The organism is Streptomyces sp. NPDC051104 (genome assembly GCF_040682835.1).
Classification (GTDB): Bacteria; Actinomycetota; Actinomycetes; order Streptomycetales; family Streptomycetaceae; genus Streptomyces; species Streptomyces cynarae.
In genome coordinates this window covers 1-16,737 of sequence record NZ_JBFBBS010000070.1, presented here as the reverse complement: position 1 = coordinate 16,737, position 16,737 = coordinate 1, and the positions used below count along the sequence as shown (strand labels likewise).

The 16,737-nt window shown below is 68.6% G+C and carries 13 protein-coding genes and 5 pseudogenes; 10 read left to right on the top strand and 8 right to left on the bottom strand.

Annotation, left to right across the window (positions count from 1 at the left end; translation table 11 throughout):
• Window positions 1-279: 279 nt before the first annotated feature.
• Entirely contained in the window at window positions 280-1,287 is a 1,008-nt protein-coding gene (locus AB0N14_RS37975; RefSeq protein WP_366030274.1) for an IS30 family transposase, read from the top strand.
• Between the two features lie 29 nt (window positions 1,288-1,316).
• Here the strand turns inward: AB0N14_RS37975 and AB0N14_RS37970 are convergent.
• From AB0N14_RS37970 to AB0N14_RS37950, 5 genes and pseudogenes are all read right to left on the bottom strand, one after another.
• A pseudogene (locus tag AB0N14_RS37970) lies at window positions 1,317-1,849 on the bottom strand (transposase); the annotation flags it as partial.
• A 252-nt stretch (window positions 1,850-2,101) separates the two neighbouring features.
• Window positions 2,102-2,365: a DUF6207 family protein gene (locus AB0N14_RS37965; protein ID WP_366030272.1), complete on the bottom strand. Its 264-nt coding sequence runs from the start codon at window positions 2,363-2,365 to the stop codon at window positions 2,102-2,104.
• 58 nt (window positions 2,366-2,423) lie between these two features.
• Window positions 2,424-2,891, bottom strand: coding sequence for an SUKH-3 domain-containing protein (locus AB0N14_RS37960; RefSeq protein ID WP_366030271.1), 468 nt, complete (start codon window positions 2,889-2,891; stop codon window positions 2,424-2,426).
• 285 nt (window positions 2,892-3,176) lie between these two features.
• Window positions 3,177-3,986, bottom strand: a complete 810-nt coding sequence (locus tag AB0N14_RS37955; RefSeq protein ID WP_366030270.1) for a hypothetical protein — start codon at window positions 3,984-3,986, stop codon at window positions 3,177-3,179.
• Entirely contained in the window at window positions 3,881-4,615 is a 735-nt protein-coding gene (locus AB0N14_RS37950; protein WP_366030269.1) for a hypothetical protein, read from the bottom strand. Before AB0N14_RS37950 ends, AB0N14_RS37955 begins: the two co-directional genes overlap by 106 nt.
• 1,011 nt (window positions 4,616-5,626) lie before the next feature.
• Between AB0N14_RS37950 and AB0N14_RS37945 the strand changes: the two are divergent.
• From AB0N14_RS37945 to AB0N14_RS37935, 3 genes and pseudogenes are all read left to right on the top strand, one after another.
• Window positions 5,627-6,048, top strand: a pseudogene (locus AB0N14_RS37945) (lamin tail domain-containing protein).
• A 126-nt stretch (window positions 6,049-6,174) separates the two neighbouring features.
• The gene (locus AB0N14_RS37940) at window positions 6,175-7,341 is read left to right on the top strand and encodes an IS110 family transposase (protein WP_366030268.1); all 1,167 of its coding nucleotides are present in this window, start codon (window positions 6,175-6,177) and stop codon (window positions 7,339-7,341) included.
• A gap of 14 nt (window positions 7,342-7,355) precedes the next feature.
• Window positions 7,356-7,502 (top strand): annotated as a pseudogene (locus AB0N14_RS37935) (IS30 family transposase); the annotation flags it as partial.
• Window positions 7,503-7,611: 109 nt separating this feature from the next.
• Here the strand turns inward: AB0N14_RS37935 and AB0N14_RS37930 are convergent.
• Window positions 7,612-8,607 carry a serine/threonine-protein kinase gene (locus AB0N14_RS37930; protein WP_366030267.1) on the bottom strand — a complete coding sequence of 332 codons (996 nt, stop codon included), beginning with the start codon at window positions 8,605-8,607 and terminating at the stop codon, window positions 7,612-7,614.
• A gap of 1 nt (window position 8,608) precedes the next feature.
• On the opposite strand from AB0N14_RS37930, the gene AB0N14_RS37925 reads away from it, so the two are divergent.
• The 3 genes from AB0N14_RS37925 (at window position 8,609) to AB0N14_RS37915 (ending at window position 10,802) form a co-directional block, all read left to right on the top strand.
• Window positions 8,609-9,154, top strand: coding sequence for an RNA polymerase sigma factor (locus AB0N14_RS37925; protein ID WP_366030266.1), 546 nt, complete (start codon window positions 8,609-8,611; stop codon window positions 9,152-9,154).
• Window positions 9,155-9,217: 63 nt separating this feature from the next.
• On the top strand, window positions 9,218-9,964 hold the full coding sequence (locus tag AB0N14_RS37920) for a hypothetical protein (protein ID WP_366030264.1): 747 nt from the start codon (window positions 9,218-9,220) through the stop codon (window positions 9,962-9,964).
• A 139-nt stretch (window positions 9,965-10,103) separates the two neighbouring features.
• Window positions 10,104-10,802 (top strand): hypothetical protein, encoded by a 699-nt coding sequence (locus tag AB0N14_RS37915; protein ID WP_366030262.1) that lies wholly within the window; start codon window positions 10,104-10,106, stop codon window positions 10,800-10,802.
• Between the two features lie 654 nt (window positions 10,803-11,456).
• Here the strand turns inward: AB0N14_RS37915 and AB0N14_RS37910 are convergent.
• Window positions 11,457-11,924 carry a hypothetical protein gene (locus AB0N14_RS37910; RefSeq protein WP_366030260.1) on the bottom strand — a complete coding sequence of 156 codons (468 nt, stop codon included), beginning with the start codon at window positions 11,922-11,924 and terminating at the stop codon, window positions 11,457-11,459.
• A 569-nt stretch (window positions 11,925-12,493) separates the two neighbouring features.
• Here AB0N14_RS37910 and AB0N14_RS37905 point away from each other — a divergent pair.
• Window positions 12,494-12,856 (top strand): annotated as a pseudogene (locus AB0N14_RS37905) (hypothetical protein); the annotation flags it as partial.
• Between the two features lie 805 nt (window positions 12,857-13,661).
• Window positions 13,662-14,318: a GAF and ANTAR domain-containing protein gene (locus AB0N14_RS37900; protein ID WP_366030259.1), complete on the top strand. Its 657-nt coding sequence runs from the start codon at window positions 13,662-13,664 to the stop codon at window positions 14,316-14,318.
• A gap of 86 nt (window positions 14,319-14,404) precedes the next feature.
• On the opposite strand, the pseudogene AB0N14_RS37895 reads toward AB0N14_RS37900, so the two are convergent.
• Window positions 14,405-15,333 (bottom strand): annotated as a pseudogene (locus AB0N14_RS37895) (transposase); the annotation flags it as partial.
• A gap of 595 nt (window positions 15,334-15,928) precedes the next feature.
• Between AB0N14_RS37895 and AB0N14_RS37890 the strand changes: the two are divergent.
• The coding region (locus AB0N14_RS37890) for an IS256 family transposase (protein ID WP_366030258.1) at window positions 15,929-16,737 on the top strand (809 nt) is incomplete at its 3' end.

Genomic DNA, 16,737 nt, shown 5'->3' with positions numbered 1-16,737 from the left:
CGGCCATGTAGACGGGCCGGTTGGCGACCTGCCCCTCCCTGATCTTCACGTTCACACAGTCGATGAAGACGACCGGGTAAACCGGGCGGTTTCCATCGGTGGTCGCGACTCCTGAAAGGAGCCCGTCCGATGCCGAAGTATCCGCCGAACCGTCTGCCATTGTCGGTGCCGAAGGAGTACTTCGAACTGCGTAGAGGTGGCCTGAAAGGGGCAGCCGCTGCCCGCCGAGTGGGCGTATCCACCAGCGCTGGCTCGGTGTGGTTCATCAAGGCTGGACGCATGCTGCTGCCCGACAAGCCCATCGACGAGCGTTACCTGACCCAGGACGACCGGATCGCGATCGCCGAGGGCCTGCTCGCAGGCCGATCGGCCCCGGTGATCGCCGAGGAGATCGGCAAGTACCGTTCCACCGTCTACCGCGAGATCTCCCGCGGCCGCGGCCCCAACGGCACCTACAACCCGTGGTGGTCACACAACCAAGCCATCCTGCGCCGGCGCCGCCCGAAGCCGCAGAAGCTCCGCGCAAATTCCGAGCTGCGCGGCTTCGTCAACGACAAGCTCAAGCAGCACTGGTCACCACAGCAGATCGCCCTTCACCTCGCCCGGACCCGCCCCGGGCAACCAGCGATGAACGCCTGTCCGGAGACCATCTACCGCGCCCTGTACAAGGGGCTGCTCGACAAGCGCACCGCCCGGCTGCGCACCCGGCGTACTCGCCGCAAGAAGCAGCGCCGGGGCATACCCGTGAAGAATGGCATCCCGCGGATGCGGCCGGTCCACACCCGACCCCGGGAAGCCGACGAGCGGCGAAGCGCCGGGCACTGGGAGGGTGATCTGATCGTCGGCAGGGCACAGGCGTCCGCGATCGGCACCCTGGTCGACCGCGCCACCCGCTACGTGCGCCTCATCCACCTGCCCGACGGTTGGAAGGCTCCGCAGATACGCGATGCGCTCGTCAAGCAGACCGCCGACCTGCCCGCCTCCCTGCGGCGAACCCTCACCTGGGACCAGGACAGAGAACTGTATCTGCACGAGCAGATAGAGGAGTTGACGGGCTTCCGGATCCACTTCTGCGACCCGCACGCCCCCTGGCAGCGCGGCACAAACGAGAATACAAACGGGCTGCTGCGCGAGTACTTCCCGAAAGGCACCAGCCTGACCCGCTACACGGTCCGCGACCTCGCGCAAGTCGAACGGCAGCTCAACCACAGGCCCCGCCGCGTCCTCGGAGACCACACCCCTGCCGAGGCCATGAGACGCTGGTCAAGAGAACTCGCCTGCCGCTGATTCGCAACGATCAGTGGAAACCGCCCCGCGTCGAGCGGCCGGTTCTGCCATTCCGTCATCCCCGCGACCACGCTGTCGGTGATCGTGGAGATGGTCTGCTTGGAGACGCTCGCCCCGTAGACCTCGGCCAGGTGGGCGGAGATCTCGCCGTGGGTCAGGCCCTTGGCGGACAGGGACAGCACCATCTCATCGACCCCGGCAAGGCGCTTTTGACGCTTCTTGACCATCATCGGTTCAAAGGTGCCGGCCCGGTCCCGGGGCACCTCGATCTCGACGGTGCCGATGTCGGTGGTCACAGTCTTGGCTCGGTGGCCGTTGCGGTAGTTCTCCCTCCGCCCGACCTCGGCCCGCTCGCCGGTCTCGTGGCCCAGGTGGTCGGTGATCTCGCCCTCCAAGGCGGACTCCAGCAGCTTCTTGGTCAGCTGCTGCAGCAGACCGCCCTCGCCAGCCAGTTTCATCCCGCCGTCTTCGCACGGGCCATCAGCTGCTGGATCAGGGCGTCGTCCACGACCTCGTCCACGGGCACCTCCTGGGCCTTGGTGTCACTCACCACGTCAGTCATCAACTGTCGCTTCCAGATCGGGAGTTACACCAGTGACCGTACAGTCCCACCGCCTCGCTGTTCGGACTTCGGCAGATGCCGCTTCAGCCGGGCCCACTCCTCGCTCGTGAGATCTCCGCGTCCTCGGGGCATGCCAACGAACGGAGCTCGAAGAAGTCAGATGATCCGCCGGACAGACCCCAGGCACGCCCTCGACCACGGCCGCGACCGCGACGTCGGCCGCCGTGGTCGCGGCCGAGCATGGACGTAGGCTTACGCGTCGGGGGCCTGGTGCAGGCCCAGGAAGAACCGCAGCCGCACGCCTGGCTCGTCAGGCTCCCCGGTCGTACGGTCCGTCGGCGCGATGGCGCACCGCGTGGCGAGCAGCTCCTGGACCGCGAAGGCGGTCTCGTCATCGGCGGCCGCGACTTCCACGACGGCCAGGCCCGGCAGCGCCACATGTGCGTCATTGATCTGTCTCCCGCACAGCACGACATGCCGGCGTCCGCAGAAGTTCTCCCGCCTGAGGGTCTTCACCCAACCGGGTATGCGCGCGAAAAGTTCAGACTCGCGTGCTGACGTAGCGTACGTGGCGTCAGGACGCCTGTCCCGCCGGCCCGTACTGCTCATCGATCCGGTGGGGAGCCACGCCGAGCACCAAGTTTTCGAGGGCCTGGGGCATCGGCCCGAAGCTGGCAACCCAGGTCTCGACGAGGTAGATCTCATTGACCTCGTCGATGGCCAGGAAGAACCGGCCGTGATCAAGCTCGCCGAGCGGGAAGAGGCGACGCCCGATGGCCTCGCCCCACTCCAGGAACCGGTCGTCCTCGCCGAAGGCCAGCTCCGGGTCCAGCTCAAACGGTGTGCGGGCACAGGTGATCCCTGGCCGGCTGACGTTCACGGTCAAACCGCCGAACTCTTGCAGGAAGGCTTCCGCAGCGTCGTGCATGGCAAGGCCGACTGCTTCGAACATAGATCGCCAGCGACCTGCATCTACCTTCCGTCCAGGCGCCCATCCCGACGCCTCTAACACCTCATCTACCTCTGGCGACCAGCTGCTCATCCTGGGCCCCGGCTCCTCGACTTGGGTGAGTGGAGATCATCTCAACGGCCGACGCCACGGAACAGTGTGTGACCGATTCACGGAGATCGGGCCGGAACCGAAACTCTTGAACAGAACCAGTCGCACGTGTGTGGCCCGCGACGGCATGCTCGGGACCGCGAGCGTGCAGGGGTGTTGCCGGGCTGCCCCAAGGGTGGGCAGGCCGGCGGCGGTCGTCCACGGGATGGGCGGGGGCGGCAAACGGTGGGGTGCGGCAGCGAACCCACGCCCCACCCCACCGGCAAGCTAGTCGGCAGCGAGCAACGTGCGGGCCAGGGTGCGGAGTTCTTGGTCCGGGTGGCCTTGTCCGGACAGGGGTGAGTCGTTGAGCAGGCGGAGTGGGGAGAAGAAGAAGGAGCGGAGGGTGGGGCGGAGCTCTTCTGGGACGTAGCCGGTGGCTGCGAGGGCCTTTAGGGCGCGGAGGCCGACCGGGGTGGGGCCGACCAGCTCGGCGAGGACGGGGACGGCGCGGTCCGGGGATCCGGTGATCCAGTGGTGGGCTTCGGCAGCCGCCATCCGAGTCCACTGGTGTCCGGATCCCAGCAGAGGCTCGATGAACGGCAGCAGTGGAGCGGCGGCGTTGCCCAGCGGCTGCAGGCTGGTCAGGTACCAGTGGGTCTGCCCTCCGGCCGAGAGCAGCCTCTCGAAGGCGCGAAGCGCCGCACCGGCGTTACCCGTCAGCTGGTAGTGGGCCACGGCTGCCGCGGCACTCAGTGAAGAGTCGGTGCTCTGCGCGGCGTTGTGCAGCAGATCGGTAACCTCCGGCCTCTGTATTCCGTTGAGGCCGAGCTGGCGGGCGGCGACGATGGCCGCGCGGCCGGTCTCGAGGCAGTCGACCAGTTCGGGCTGGGCTTGGCGGGCGGCGGCACCGAACGGTGCCAGGGCCCCGACGAGGGCGATTCCCGCGTTCCCGGTGGCGCCCGCTGCCAGCTCACGGCGGATGACGGGTATCAGTTGGTCGGCCGCTTCGGGGAAGTGCCGCGCCGCCGCTGCCAGCAGCTGGGCACTGGGGTGGCGCAGTACCAGCTCCAGGGCGCGGGGGTCGCGGGAGCGCACCAGGGCGAGGAGCGCCGGCCCGGCGGTTTCATCATCGGCACCTGCGTACCAGTGCAGTGCGTCTTGGAGGTCGGCCCCCGGCTCGGGCAGGTGCTCGATCCAGTGGCCGATACTGCGCAGGCGGCTGGCGAGGGCGCGGCGTCCCTCTGGTGGGGCAGGGCGGCCAGCAGCAGTTCCAGGACCTCGGGTTCCTGGTCGCGCCAGGTCTCGGAGATCTTCTGAGCCAGCCAGGAACCGCGCGAGCCGAGGTCTCCGGCCGCGATCCAGCGGGCGGCCACGGTGAGGCCGGCGTCCCGGTCTCGGATGAGCAGGCGGGTGAGCTGCTCCTCCTGGGTGGTGGTGTCCGACCACGGGAAGTCGTCGTCCCCCGGGTCGGGTTCGGCACCGTCTTGGGCGATGACCGCTACGAGCTCAGCCGGGTACGGCGGCCCGGAACGCTCCACGCAGAGCAGAGCCGCCGCCAGCCTGACCTCGGGCAGTGGGCTGTCCAGCGCCGCCGTATCCCGGCCCAACCGGGCCAGGACGACCATCGCGTCCGCCCGCACCGCCGGAACGGGATCGGCGGCGTACAGCCTGTCGAGCTGCGGCACGACGGAGGCCCGTAGCCCAGCCGGGAGTAGCTCGGCCACGGCTGCGACCACCCGGAGCGCTGCTCGACGCACCCCCCGTTCACCGTCATCGAGGCAGGGCAGCAGGTCCGGGAGCACCCGGCAGAGTTCGTCGCAGATCGCTGAACCGAACTGCAGGGCCAGTGCGGTGATTCGATGTCCGCCGGGTCGTGGTCGGCGAGGACGGCGAGCAGCATCAGTACTTCGTCGCGCTTGCCCGGGGCGTGCCGGACGGCGTGAGCGAGGAACGGGACCGCAGGTGCCGAAGCCGGGTAGACCGTGCCCTGGTGGTAGATATTGCCGTACAGCTCATAGATCGCCTCGCCGACCGTCTCCTCATCGTCTTGATAGAGCGCCCTGATCAGCTCAGGCACGTCCTCGGCCGAACCGTAGGCGTGGGTCAGGGCATGCCACTGAACGTTGTCGAGTTCGTCCGGAGATCTCATGGTCCGCGCTCCTCATCTGATCGGGCGCGCCGACCATATCGATCACCGCTGACAATGCCGCGGCGAGAGGAACCAATGCGGACCTGCTGCGGGTCCCATTGAACTGAACAACGTTCAGCCGGGCAGGTCAAACGGTATCCAGGCCACCAGCCCCGCTATGAATGCCGGGCCTGCAAACCCAGTCGATATCCGTGGCGGATCGGAGCCACGGGGGTCATGGCCGAGTCAGCCCTCGGGCGTCGTTACTCACTTTCGGGTGACGGCGTAGACGCTCCTGGAGTGGCGCGGTGGAGCGTGTCCGGCCCGCTGCCCAGCGCCCGCACCGGTTGTCGGCCCGAGGGCGCGTCAACCTGGTGTATTCGCTGTGCAGATGGGTGCAGGTGAGAGTCACCGCGATATGGGCGATCTGTAACACGATTCACGTCTCGTCCGCATTCGCCTCACGTGGTGGGCAAGGTGTGGATACGGGGCCAGTCGGCCGCCACCGCACACTGCACACCCGGTCTGCGGCCCTGTGGCTGCGGATAGGGGCTGTGCCCGCACATGCAGGGGATCTGCGACTGCTCGCCGCCTGACCGCCGCCGCGCTGACCGCTGCGGCCGCCACCGCTGCGACCGCCGTGCCGGCTGCCGCGGCCGACCACCGCGCCCTTCGGCCGAGCGTTCAGATCAGCCGGGTGCAGTACGACTCCCCGGGCCGCGACAACCGCTCCATCCGCTCCCTCAACCAGGAGTGGGTGGACATCACCAACAACACCCGCCGGGCCGTGAACCTGGACGGCTGGACACTGTCGGACCGAGCCGGCCACACCTACACCTTCCACCACTACCGCTGGACGGCCGCTCGACCGTCCGCGTCCACACCGGCATCGGCCGCGACTCCCGCCACGACGTCTACCAGGACCGCCGCGCCTACGTCTGGAACAGCGCCTCCCACACCGTCACCCTGCGCAACAACCACCGCCAGTTCGTCGACTCGGTCTCCTGGGGCGGCCACCGCCACCGCTGACCAACGAAGAGGCGCGGCCGATTGCCGCTGAGCGCCGCGGTGGCATCGGCCACCCCACGTTTCTCGAAGTCGGGATGTCGGCTGCGGATTCCACTGAGCCGGCACCGAGAAGGAAGGGGACCGCCGATGGTGCTGATCGGCATCGATCCGCACAAGTCGACTCACGCGGCCACAGCCGTCGATCCCGAGACCAACCGTGACCTCCCATCGATCCTCATCGACGTGACGCTCCAGGAGTATCAGCGCATGCTGGACTGGGCCCGCCAGTGGCCAGAGCGGCGCTGGGCCGTCGAGAACGCCAGGGGCCTGGGGCATCATCTGACCTCATGGCTGCTCGCCCGGGGAGAACGGGTCGTTGACGTCGCACCGAGCGCCACCGCCCGCGTCCGCCAGCTGTCGCGCGGCGCAGGCCGCAATAACGACCGCATCGACGCCGCCGCTGCGGCATGCGTTGCTGCGCTTCAAGGCGACGTCAGGCCGGTGCAGTCCGAGAGTGCAACGGATGCACTGGCGCTGCTGGACGAGCGGCGCAGCAACCTTGCGCAAGCCAGGGTCCGCGCGGTGAACCAGCTCCACGCGTTGCTGAGAGCCCTCTTGCCCGGCGGGGCACCGCGGGATCTGTCCGCGGCCAAGGCCGAACAGCTCCTGGACACTGTGGTCCCCGCGGGTTCGGCGGAGCTCACCCGCCACACCCTCGCCGCCGACCTCATCGCCGAGATCCGGACCTGGGATGTGAAGCTGAAGGACAACGCCAAAGCCATGGCAGCACTGGTCGCAGAGTCCGAGAGCCGACTGACCGACACTCCGGGCATCGGAGCCGTGACCGCCGCCCGGCTCCTGGGCCGGACCGGAAACCCCACCCGCTTTCCGACTGCCAGCGCCTTCGCCCAGTACGCCGGCACCGCCCCCATCGATATCGCCAGCGCCGACCGCGCACGCCACCGCCTGTCCAGACGCGGCGACCGCCAACTCAACGCGGCACTTCACACCGTCGCCATCACGCAGATCCGCATGCCAGGCACCCGGGGCCACACCTACTACCAGGCCAAACTCGCAGAAGGAAAGACATCCAGAGAAGCACAGCGCTGCCTGAAGCGCCGCCTCGCTGGTCACGTATGGCGCACGATGATCGGCGACGAACGCCGACGCACCCAGACGACGGGCCCGGGAGGACAACCGGGGGCGACTACAGCATCCAGCGCGGCCGGCCCAACCCCGATGGCCGACGCTTCGGACAAGTCACTTCCCGGACCCGCCGAACCCGAGCCTACGCCAACACTCCAACCAGCTTGACAAACACAGAGGCACCCAAGGGAACTGACCTGTCCGTCCACACCGCGCGCGATCTTCGCGAAGCCGCCCGCCAGCTCAACCGTCGCCCCCGCGTCGTCCTTGGTGACAAGACCCCCGCCGAAGCCATGCGAGAATGCCTCACAAGCCCATTGACCAGGTGATTCGCAATCACCGATAGAAACCGCCAGCCTCCCGAGGCGCTCGCGACAGTGTTCGGCAACAGCATGTTCGCCTGCTCTCCGGATCTGCACGCCGACGAGGAATCCGCGTTCAGCGGACCAACCAGGTCAGCACCGCTGTCACCAGGTACACGACGACCGCCGCAACCGAAACCGCAAGGCGTGTCGGCCGCGAAGGCGTGGCCGGCGCCCACCCCCCTCCTCCCCGTGACAGCAGCGCGTCCGCGAACGCCTGCGCGGTCTGCGGTCGGTCCTCGGGATCGACGGACAGCGCGGTACGAAGAAGTGTGTCGACGCCGTTCGGAACCCCCAGCTCCCTGGGAATCCTTGGCGGCGAAGACGTCGATGCCTGCTCTGGTGTGAGGGTGAGACGACCGCCCAAACCGAACGGCTTCCTGCCGGTCAACAGTTCGAACGTCACGACACCGAGGGCGTACACGTCGGCTCGACCATCGAACCCGCCGGTCTGGAAGGCCTGCTCGGGCGCCATGTACGCCGGAGTGCCGGTGGTCACGGTCAACCCCGACGCGTCAGCGAGTCGCTTCGCGCTGCCGAGGTCTGCGACAAGTACGGCAGTGGGCGTGCGGCCGGTGTCGAGCAGGAGGTTCGACGGCTTGATGTCGCGGTGGACGACGCCTGTGTCATGAAGCACCTGAACCGCGTATCCGGCCTCGGCTGCCAGATGGAGTGCCTCCGCGGGCAGGCAGTGCCCGATCTTCTCGGCCAGCGTGCCGCCCCGGACGTAGTCCATGACGAAGTAGGGCCGGTCGTCCTGGACACCGACGTCGTGAACGCGTACGACACGTGGGCTGGATATCTTGCGGAGCAGCCTCGCCTCCGCCAGGAATCGTTCCCGTACATCGGCGTTCGACGCCCAGTTGTCGGCCAGCACCTTGACCGCGACGTCCGTGTCGAGCTCCGGATCGTATGCCTTCCAGACGGTGGCGAACGAACCGGCTCCCAGCCTGTTCTCGAGGAGATAACGGCCCAGCTTCTGCATGTGGCAACATTCTGCCGGAGGCGCCGAGGCCGGGAACCGCGGTGTGGCCAGGCGGACTTCAGGTCGGACGAGAACGGGGGACAGCAAGGTGATCGACGAGGACGAACTGGCGCAGCTCGTGGCCTCCGCTCGGGCAGGTGAGCGGGCGTCCTTGGACCGCCTCCTTGTCAAGCTTCGCCCCACGGTCATGCGCCGCTGCTCCAGGTTCCTGCCGCACCACGCCGACGCCGAAGAGGCCGCGCAGGACGCTCTGCTGTCCATCAGTACACATCTGCAGGAGTACAGCGGACGGGGCTCGTTCCTCGGGTGGGTGACAGTGATCGCCTCGAACGCCGCCAGGGCCACGTACCGCTCGATGCGCCGACGCGCGGAGGACAGTCACGCGGTCCTTCCCGAGGGCGTCGACCCTCGAACGACAAGCGTCATCGCGGGCACCCGCCTGGATCTCATGGAGTCGCTGGCCGCGCTCGAGGAGCGGCATCCGGCCTTGGTGGAATCCTTCGTGCTGCGCGATCTCGGAGACCTGACCTATCTTCAGGTCGCTGAGATCACCGGCGCTCCCCTGGGCACGGTCAAGGACCGCATCCACCAGGCTCGCCGCTTCATGCGGGACCGCCTCGGCGGCGGCTTCTGAGACATTCCAACGCTCCGGTGTCAACCGGCATTTCAACTTGAGTAGGAGCCGGGAGGTGCTGCCGTGCGAGCTCGGACGATCGTCGTCATTCTCTCGGTGGCCGTCGGGCTCGGCCTGCTGACCGGCCGGTTCCTCCTGCCCGCTCGCTCTGCTCCGACCACTCGGGCAGTGACGCCGGGCGCTGTGCCGTCCTCGCCGGGTAACGGCTCCGACGCGCCGAAGCCCGCCGGCGGACCCATGACGGACCGGCACTTGTTGGCAGCGGCCGAGTTCAGGAAGGTCGGGTTCTCCAAGCACATCTACGTACGGGATCGTGTGGGAGACGGTCACTACGCCAACGCGGCCTGCGCCGGGGAGAAGACCCTCGACGAGACCTTGGGAGAGTCGGACGCACACTTCCGCGGGTTGATGACGACCACGCACGCGGACCACAGCGACCCCACTCTGGCGGTGAACATCGACGACCAGGTCGCGCGCGAAGTCGCCGCCGACGCCGGAAGCCCGGCACTGGCCCAGAACTTCTTCCAGCGCCTGCTGTTGGAGGAAGTGCCGTGCCAGACGGAACCGGCCACCCACTGGGTCTACGGGCCGACGCACACGATCGATGTGGCTCCGGGTATCGCCGCGAGCTGGATGGGTTATTACGACGGTGACCTGAACACCGCAGGGACCGCACCACGGGGCAAGGAGCCGTGCGGAGGCATCGCTGTACTCCGGAACGGTTCCCACTACGGGGTCCTGGAGGTCGACGCCTGCCTGGACACGGCCGCGATGACGCGGATCGTCCGTGCGGCCGTCACACAGCTCTGAGACCACCCCGATCTCGCTGACAGAGGTGAGGCAGCTCACACCGATCGCAGCAGACCGCTGTCCAACATCTCCAGTACCCCGTGCATCTCCCCGGGTGTACGAGAACCCAAGCCGCATTGTGACCACACAGGGGAATGAGATGTTCGACAACCAAGCTGCCAGCAAGAAGTTCTCGCGCCGCGGTCGTACCGCAGGAGTAGCAGCCTCCATCGGTGCGGCCCTGCTCGCGGTCGGTATCGGCGCGCATCCCGCTGCCGCCGGCGCGGACACGGGCTTGCCGAACCGGCCGGCAACCGCGCCTACCGCCACTCCTGCTGAGCCCCGCCTCGGCGCCGACAACCTGATCCAGCGCGACGACTTCTTCCAGCAGGGCCTCTCCCCGGTCGGCGCGACGGTGGACATGACCGGGAAGCAGGCTCTCTCGGCGTGTTCCGGCGAGGAGACGATGCGAACGTTGACCAAGGGGAAGGCCGGCGCCTACGCCGACGTGACCTGGACCTTCGACACCAAGGACACCTTGCTGACCGAATCCGTCGCAGACGGTACCACCAATACGTCGGCGGCCTCGTACGAGAAGCAGATCAACGAGTTGGTGCGCAGCTGCCAGGTCGAGCCGGCTGGTCACTGGTACTACGGCAAGGGGCACACGATCACCGTCAAGGCCGGCGAGGGCAGGTGGTACCCGGCCTTCAGCGGTGACGGCGGGGCCGCCGGCGGTGTCGCGGTCATCCGCAGCGGTCACAGGTTCGGCATCGTCGAACTCTCCGGTCAGCCCAGCGACGACCTCGGCTACATGGAAGGCATCGCTGCCGCCGCCATCAACCGGCTGGCCGACTGATCCCGCTCCGCCACGGCGCACTTCCTGCGGCGTCCCACCATTCCTCGCGGCCTGCACCAGGGAGGAATGGCGGGCGCTGCGCCGTCCGGGGGCACGGCGGAGTGGCCGGAATCCGTGGAGGCGAGACCGGTCGTCGGTGACGAACAGTGGCGACGTGCGTCCCTGTCCACGCTCGGACGCTCTCGTGCACCCCGTCCGGCGAAAAGGGTGCAACCTTCCGGCGCCTCTCCTCCGGGCGGAACGGGCGTCGTGCTCGCGCGGTCGCGGGTCTCCGGACGGCCTCGCCTCCGCGGCCTTCGTCACGCCGGACACACGCTCCCGGCCCGCTCGGGTGCCACCCTCCGCGACACGAGGGTGGGTGCCGACGGTTGTGGCTGTGAGCTCACGCCGACGTGTCGGATTGCCGGTGCACACTCCGCCGCGCAGCGTCGTCCGGTCATTGATGGCGGCCTGCTGCTGATCGGCACTGAGCTGCGTATCGGAATTGCTCATACGGCGAGGCGCGTCGTCGTCGGGACTGCGGGGCACGGCTTCTCTCCTTGCCTCTGGTGCTCCTGAAGCTGAGGCCCGCGAACACCTGGCCTGTTCGCGGGCCGCAGCCGTGTGTGCTGGTCAGACGTTGGCGCGCGGAGCGGCGGCGCGTCCCCTCTGCTGTTACTGGTGCAGGTGGTGCTGGCGGGTGGTGAGGAGGGTGCGCCATCGGGTGCGGGTTGCCTGTTCGCCATCCAGCCAGTGCGGCGCGGTGTGGCTGGCGGGGAGGGGGAGGTCGGCCATGAAGGAGCCGATGTCGATGTAGTAGGCGTAGTCCCCGTTCTGGGTCTGCTCGCGCAGCCGGGAGAGGGTGGCGGCAAGTGCGTCGTGGTCCTCGAGGACGGCTTGGTGGAACGCCGCGGCGAGTTCGAGGGTGCGTGCCATGGAGGTGAGGCCGGCGACGTCGAGCTCGGTGCGCAGGGTGTGAATGCGGTCGTCGAGCGCGGGATCGCCGGCATCGCGGATCAGGGCGGCGATGGCCGCGTTGATCGTGGTGGCCGCGCAGGTCCAGGTTGCGAGGATCTGGTTGGCGAAGTCGATTTCGTCGTCGGCCTGGTGGGGGGCGTAGAAGGCGACGGCGAGGGCGCGCAAGGCTTGATTGTGTGCGGCTTCGCCGACTTTGGCGTGCTGCTCGGCTTCCGTGCGCCCGGCGAGGTAGGCGGCGGCCGCGCGTTCTGGTTCTCCTTGCAGCCACAAGAGGTCGCCCAGGACGCGGTGGTGGCGTCGGGGCGAAGTCGCCGACCAGGACCTGCCGGCCGTCGCTGGTGGTGGGCAGCGGAGTGAGGGTGTAGGGGGTGTCGGCGGCGGCCAGGCCGGGCCAGGCCTCGGGGCCGGTGAAGTCGAGCTGGCCCTGGAGGCCTTCGTCGGCCCACTGGAGCCGGCCGCGCCCGGTGATCACCCATAGCGCGTTGGGCATCAGCCACACCACGCGCTGGATCAGCTGCTCCAGGTCGCGGCGGGTCCGGTCGCCGACGTCCTCGAAGGTGTCGAGCAGGATGACGGGGGTGACGCGTTTACGGCCGGGGAGACGGGCGATCTCCCACGCGAGCAGGTGCGGGTAGTAGGAGAGGGCGTCCAGATCGGGCTCGGCTTCCAGCAGGTCGGCCAGCCGCGCGCCGTCGGCGAGCGCGCGTACGGTCTGGCCCCGTTCGCGGAGTGCCCAGCCCCGCCCGGACCTCGCCGCCCGTCTGGAACGCGAGGTGAAGAAGCGGTGGCAGCCGCAGATTCGCGCCAAGGCCCGTCAGAGGGCGGCGACCACCGGCGGCATCGTCATCGACACCCGGGCCCGGATCGGCTACACCGCGCCGATCGGCTCCACCGACGATGCCCGCCTGCGGCACCTGACTGTGGCGCTGCCGCCGCAGTACTCCGCCCTTCTCTTCGAGGCGCAGGAGCGGGAGCAGGGTGTCAGCGATGAGCGCCTGCAGGAGAGCGCCGCCGAAGCGCTCAGGGAGGTGTATTTCCAGGACGGCGGATGGTTGCCCGCTTCCGGTGGGTGTCCAGCGGAGACCCGTCCACGGTGATGCCCGCGCTGCTGGAGGCGTCCGGACTCCCGTCGGCGCCCGACGGGATGCGCGGCGAGTGAGCATGGACAGCGGGCCGGAGGACGGTGGCGTGGAAAAGGCCCGGGCTGAGCTGTGCGATCTGTGCGGGGTGGTGGTCTGGGACCAACGGCAGTGCTCTGCGCTGGTAGCAGACTCATCAGCGATCCACGCGGTGGAGGCGCAGTACAACGGGAAACGCCTACTGGTCGGGTGCTCGCGCGAGCACCTGGCGGAGCTCGTGAAGCGGACAAACGTCGCCCGTTCACGGACGCGGAGCTGTGGGCGGGGAAGATCGCCCGGGTGCTGCGACAGCATCCCAAGGGAGTCAGCGAGGCGGAACTGCCTCGCGAGACGGGCCTGAGCCATGAGCAGATCCGGCGTGATGTGATGTGATGTGGCAGAACGCGGAGGCTCAGAGATGCTCGAGCACCACAGCCAGGAGGCAGGCGACGAAGCGGACGCCGATCAGTAGAGAGGCGTGTTCGCATGGCCTTCGGGCCGCTGCGCGCAGGGTCAATGGCAGGACGGCCGGTACCGGCTCTCCGCCCTACCTGCGCGCCGACCATTACGTTCCGCGCCAGGTCCTGCACCGCACCGAGATCCTGCCTGATCCCCGCCTTGCCAGTCTGCCCAGAATCCGCCCGCGTCCTGGCACTGGCGGCGGGTCCTTGCGTGAGTCCTGGTAACGGCGGCCGGCCCGGGGCATGGAGAGGTCGGCGTACTGTGGCGGAACCGGTGGTGGAGGCGGGTGGTGGCGGTGGAATGGCGTGCGTACGCCGAACAGATGGCTTTGCTCGCACGCGAGTTGCTGGCCCAGGACTCGGTCCAGGCGACGCTGGATGAGATCGCGGCCTCGGCGGTGAAGCTGATCGACGGCTGTGACGCGGCGGGGATCCTCGCTGTGCGCAAGGGCCGGGCGTTGACCCTGGCCGCCTGCGGCGACATGGTCCAGGAGTGCGACCGCCTGCAGGCTGAGCTGGGCGAGGGCCCGTGCTTCGATCTCGCCCACCGCAAGGGCAGTGAGCGCCTGTACCGGATCGCGGACATGACACAGCCGCAGCCGGCGTGGGAACGGTTCGCCGCCCGGGCCCGCGATCTGGGGATGGGCAGCATGACGGGCGTGCTGCTCTACACAGACAACGAGGACTTCGGCGCGCTGAACCTGTACGCGCGGCGCCCCGGAGCTTTCAGCAAGGACATCGAGACCGCGGGCTGGCTGCTGGCCTCGCACGCCGCCGTCGCTCTGGCCAGCGCCCGCACCATCGACCAGCTCGAGCACGCCCTGGAAGCCCGGCACGCTGCCATGGGCATCCTCATGGAACGCCACCAGCTGAGCGAAGACGACGCCCTCAGCGTGCTGCGTCGCATCTCCCAGCACCACAACATCAAGCTGCGTGACGTCGCTCAACGGGTCCGGACCGAACACACGGCACCCAGCTGATCTCCACCCCTTCCGGTGCCCTTCACCGTACTCTCGCCATCGGGGGCGATCCGACATCCTGAGGCACGTCCCGAACGCACAGGTCACAGGACGGGCAGTTCCTCCTCGGCGTGGTCCAGGCATGGGCCACGGTGGGTGAGTCTGGGGTGCATCCGGTCCCAGGCCATCGCCTCGGCCTTGCGGTAGCGGGTGGTGTCCGTGCTGGTGGTGACGTCGGGCTGGTGCCAGCTGTCGGGCTTGGCGAAGGTGAGGACGCGGCCGTGCCGACGGGGCCGCCCGCCCTTCGGGCCGGAACGCGGGGTGCCTGCGTCGCGGAGCATGATCCGGTCCGAGCGCAAGCGCCCGACCAACACGACCGGCAGGTCGGCCAGGGCGTGGGAGAGGTAGCTGACGTCGTAGCCGGCGTCCATCACGATCAGGATCTCCAGGTCGCCGGGCCGCCAGTGCCCGGCTTGCGTCAACCGCTCGACGAAGTCGCGTAGTTGGGCGGCGGTGACGAGCGTCGCGTCGTCGGCGGGCCCCAGGCGCACGGCGTCCAGCAGCCCTACCCAGGAGGTGCGGCCGGACTCCAGCGCGGCGACGAAGGAATACGGCCAGCCCGGCACGAACTGGTCCGTCTTGCGGTCGCCACGTCAGTAGACGTGGCAGAACAGCCGATCGTCGCTGGTCGGGGCATCGGGGCATCGGGGCGGAGCCAGTTGCTCACGTCCACGGCCAGCACGATCCGCCCGTCGGCCGCCTTCGGCAGCGGCAGGCCGACCAGCGTGCGGCGCAACCGTGTCGGCTGCAGCCAACCGCGCTCCAAAGCCGCGTACAGCGCGCCATGCCCGCGCCGGTGCTCGGCTGCCAGCGACAGCTCGACCAGGGTCTTCACCGGCCCGTCCGCGCACAACACCGCGTCCGTGAGCTCGAAGAGTGCGTCCTGGCGGGCGTAGAGGCATTCGTAGAACTCGACCCGAAAGCGGGACAAGATGCCCAATGCGTCGCCTGCGGACGCGTCGACCGGGAGACTCATACGCAGCGACCGTTCTCTCGTGCTTCGTGACTCGACATCTCGAAGCGTGGAGAACGGCCGCCCCTGCTGTCCCGGGAAGATCCGCAGATCAGCAGGTCGGGTGACCTGCGAGGTTAAACGTCAAGCTGAGATCCAGGCCTATGGCTTGAGATTTGCGGGCCTGACATGCTGTGGCTTGTGGGGACGGGAACGATCTGGCAGGCCGTGTCGCGCTGTGGCTGGCCGCCTGATCGCTGCGCTGGCCTTCTCGGAGATTGCACTGGGCCTGGATCGTGGCGCGGTGTCCGCGGCGGCGTCCCTTGCGCCCAGCCAGACAACGGGCGCCTCGGCGGAGTCCGGTCTTCCCCCGGCGATTCTGCAAGGGCCGATAGTTCTGGCAGTTCTCGCGCTGATGGCCGCATTGATCGCCGCATTGGTGGTGATATTCGCTGCGCCTGTGGTGGCCTTCGTCGTGGTCTGGGAGCAATGCTCAGTACCTGTGGATCGGCCTCGGGAAGGGTGCCTCGCGGAACGCGGAGGGCGTACCTTCCCGAGTGATCGATTGATGGTCGCCGAGTAGGCCCGCGTTCGCAGCGCGGGTCGGGAAGGCACGCCCGTGCTCAGCGTAGTCAATGCCGACGGCAGCACCCCGAACGGCTCCCTGATCGACGAGATCGTCCGCGAAGGGGCGAGGCGCATGCTCGCCGCCGCCCTCGAAGCCGAAGTCAACGCCTACATAGCGGAGTTGGCTGATCAACGGGACGACAACGGCCGCCGACTGGTGGTACGCAACGGCTACCACCAGCCCAGGTCAGTGACCACGGCCGCCGGGGCGGTGGAGGTGAGGGCCCCGCGGGTGAACGACAAGCGCATCGACGAGAGCACCGGGGAACGCAAGCGGTTCTCCTCGGCGATCCTGCCGCCGTGGTGTCGGAAGTCCCCGAAGATCAGCGAGGTGCTGCCGCTGCTCTACCTGCACGGCCTGTCCTCGGGAGACTTCGTCCCCGCGCTGGAGCAGTTCCTGGGCAGCTCGGCCGGTCTTTCGCCGGCCACCGTCACCCGCCTCACCACCCAGTGGCAGGCCGACCACAAGGCATTCGGCGAGCGCGACCCGGCCGGATCCGACTACGTCTACGTCTGGGCCGACGGTATCCACCTGCGCATCCGGCTCGCGGAGGCGAAGTCCTGCGTCCTGGTGCTGATGGGCGTGCGCGCGGACGGCACCAAGGAACTGATCGCGATGGCCGACGGCTACCGTGAGTCCGCCGAGTCCTGGGCCGACCTGCTGCGTGACTGCGCCCGCCGCGGCATGCGCGCGCCCGTGCTCGCGGTCGGCGACGGCGCGCTCGGCTTCTGGAAGGCCCTCGCGGAGGTCTTCCCCGAAGCCCGCCACCAGAGGTGCTGGGTTCACAGAAGCCGTCAAGA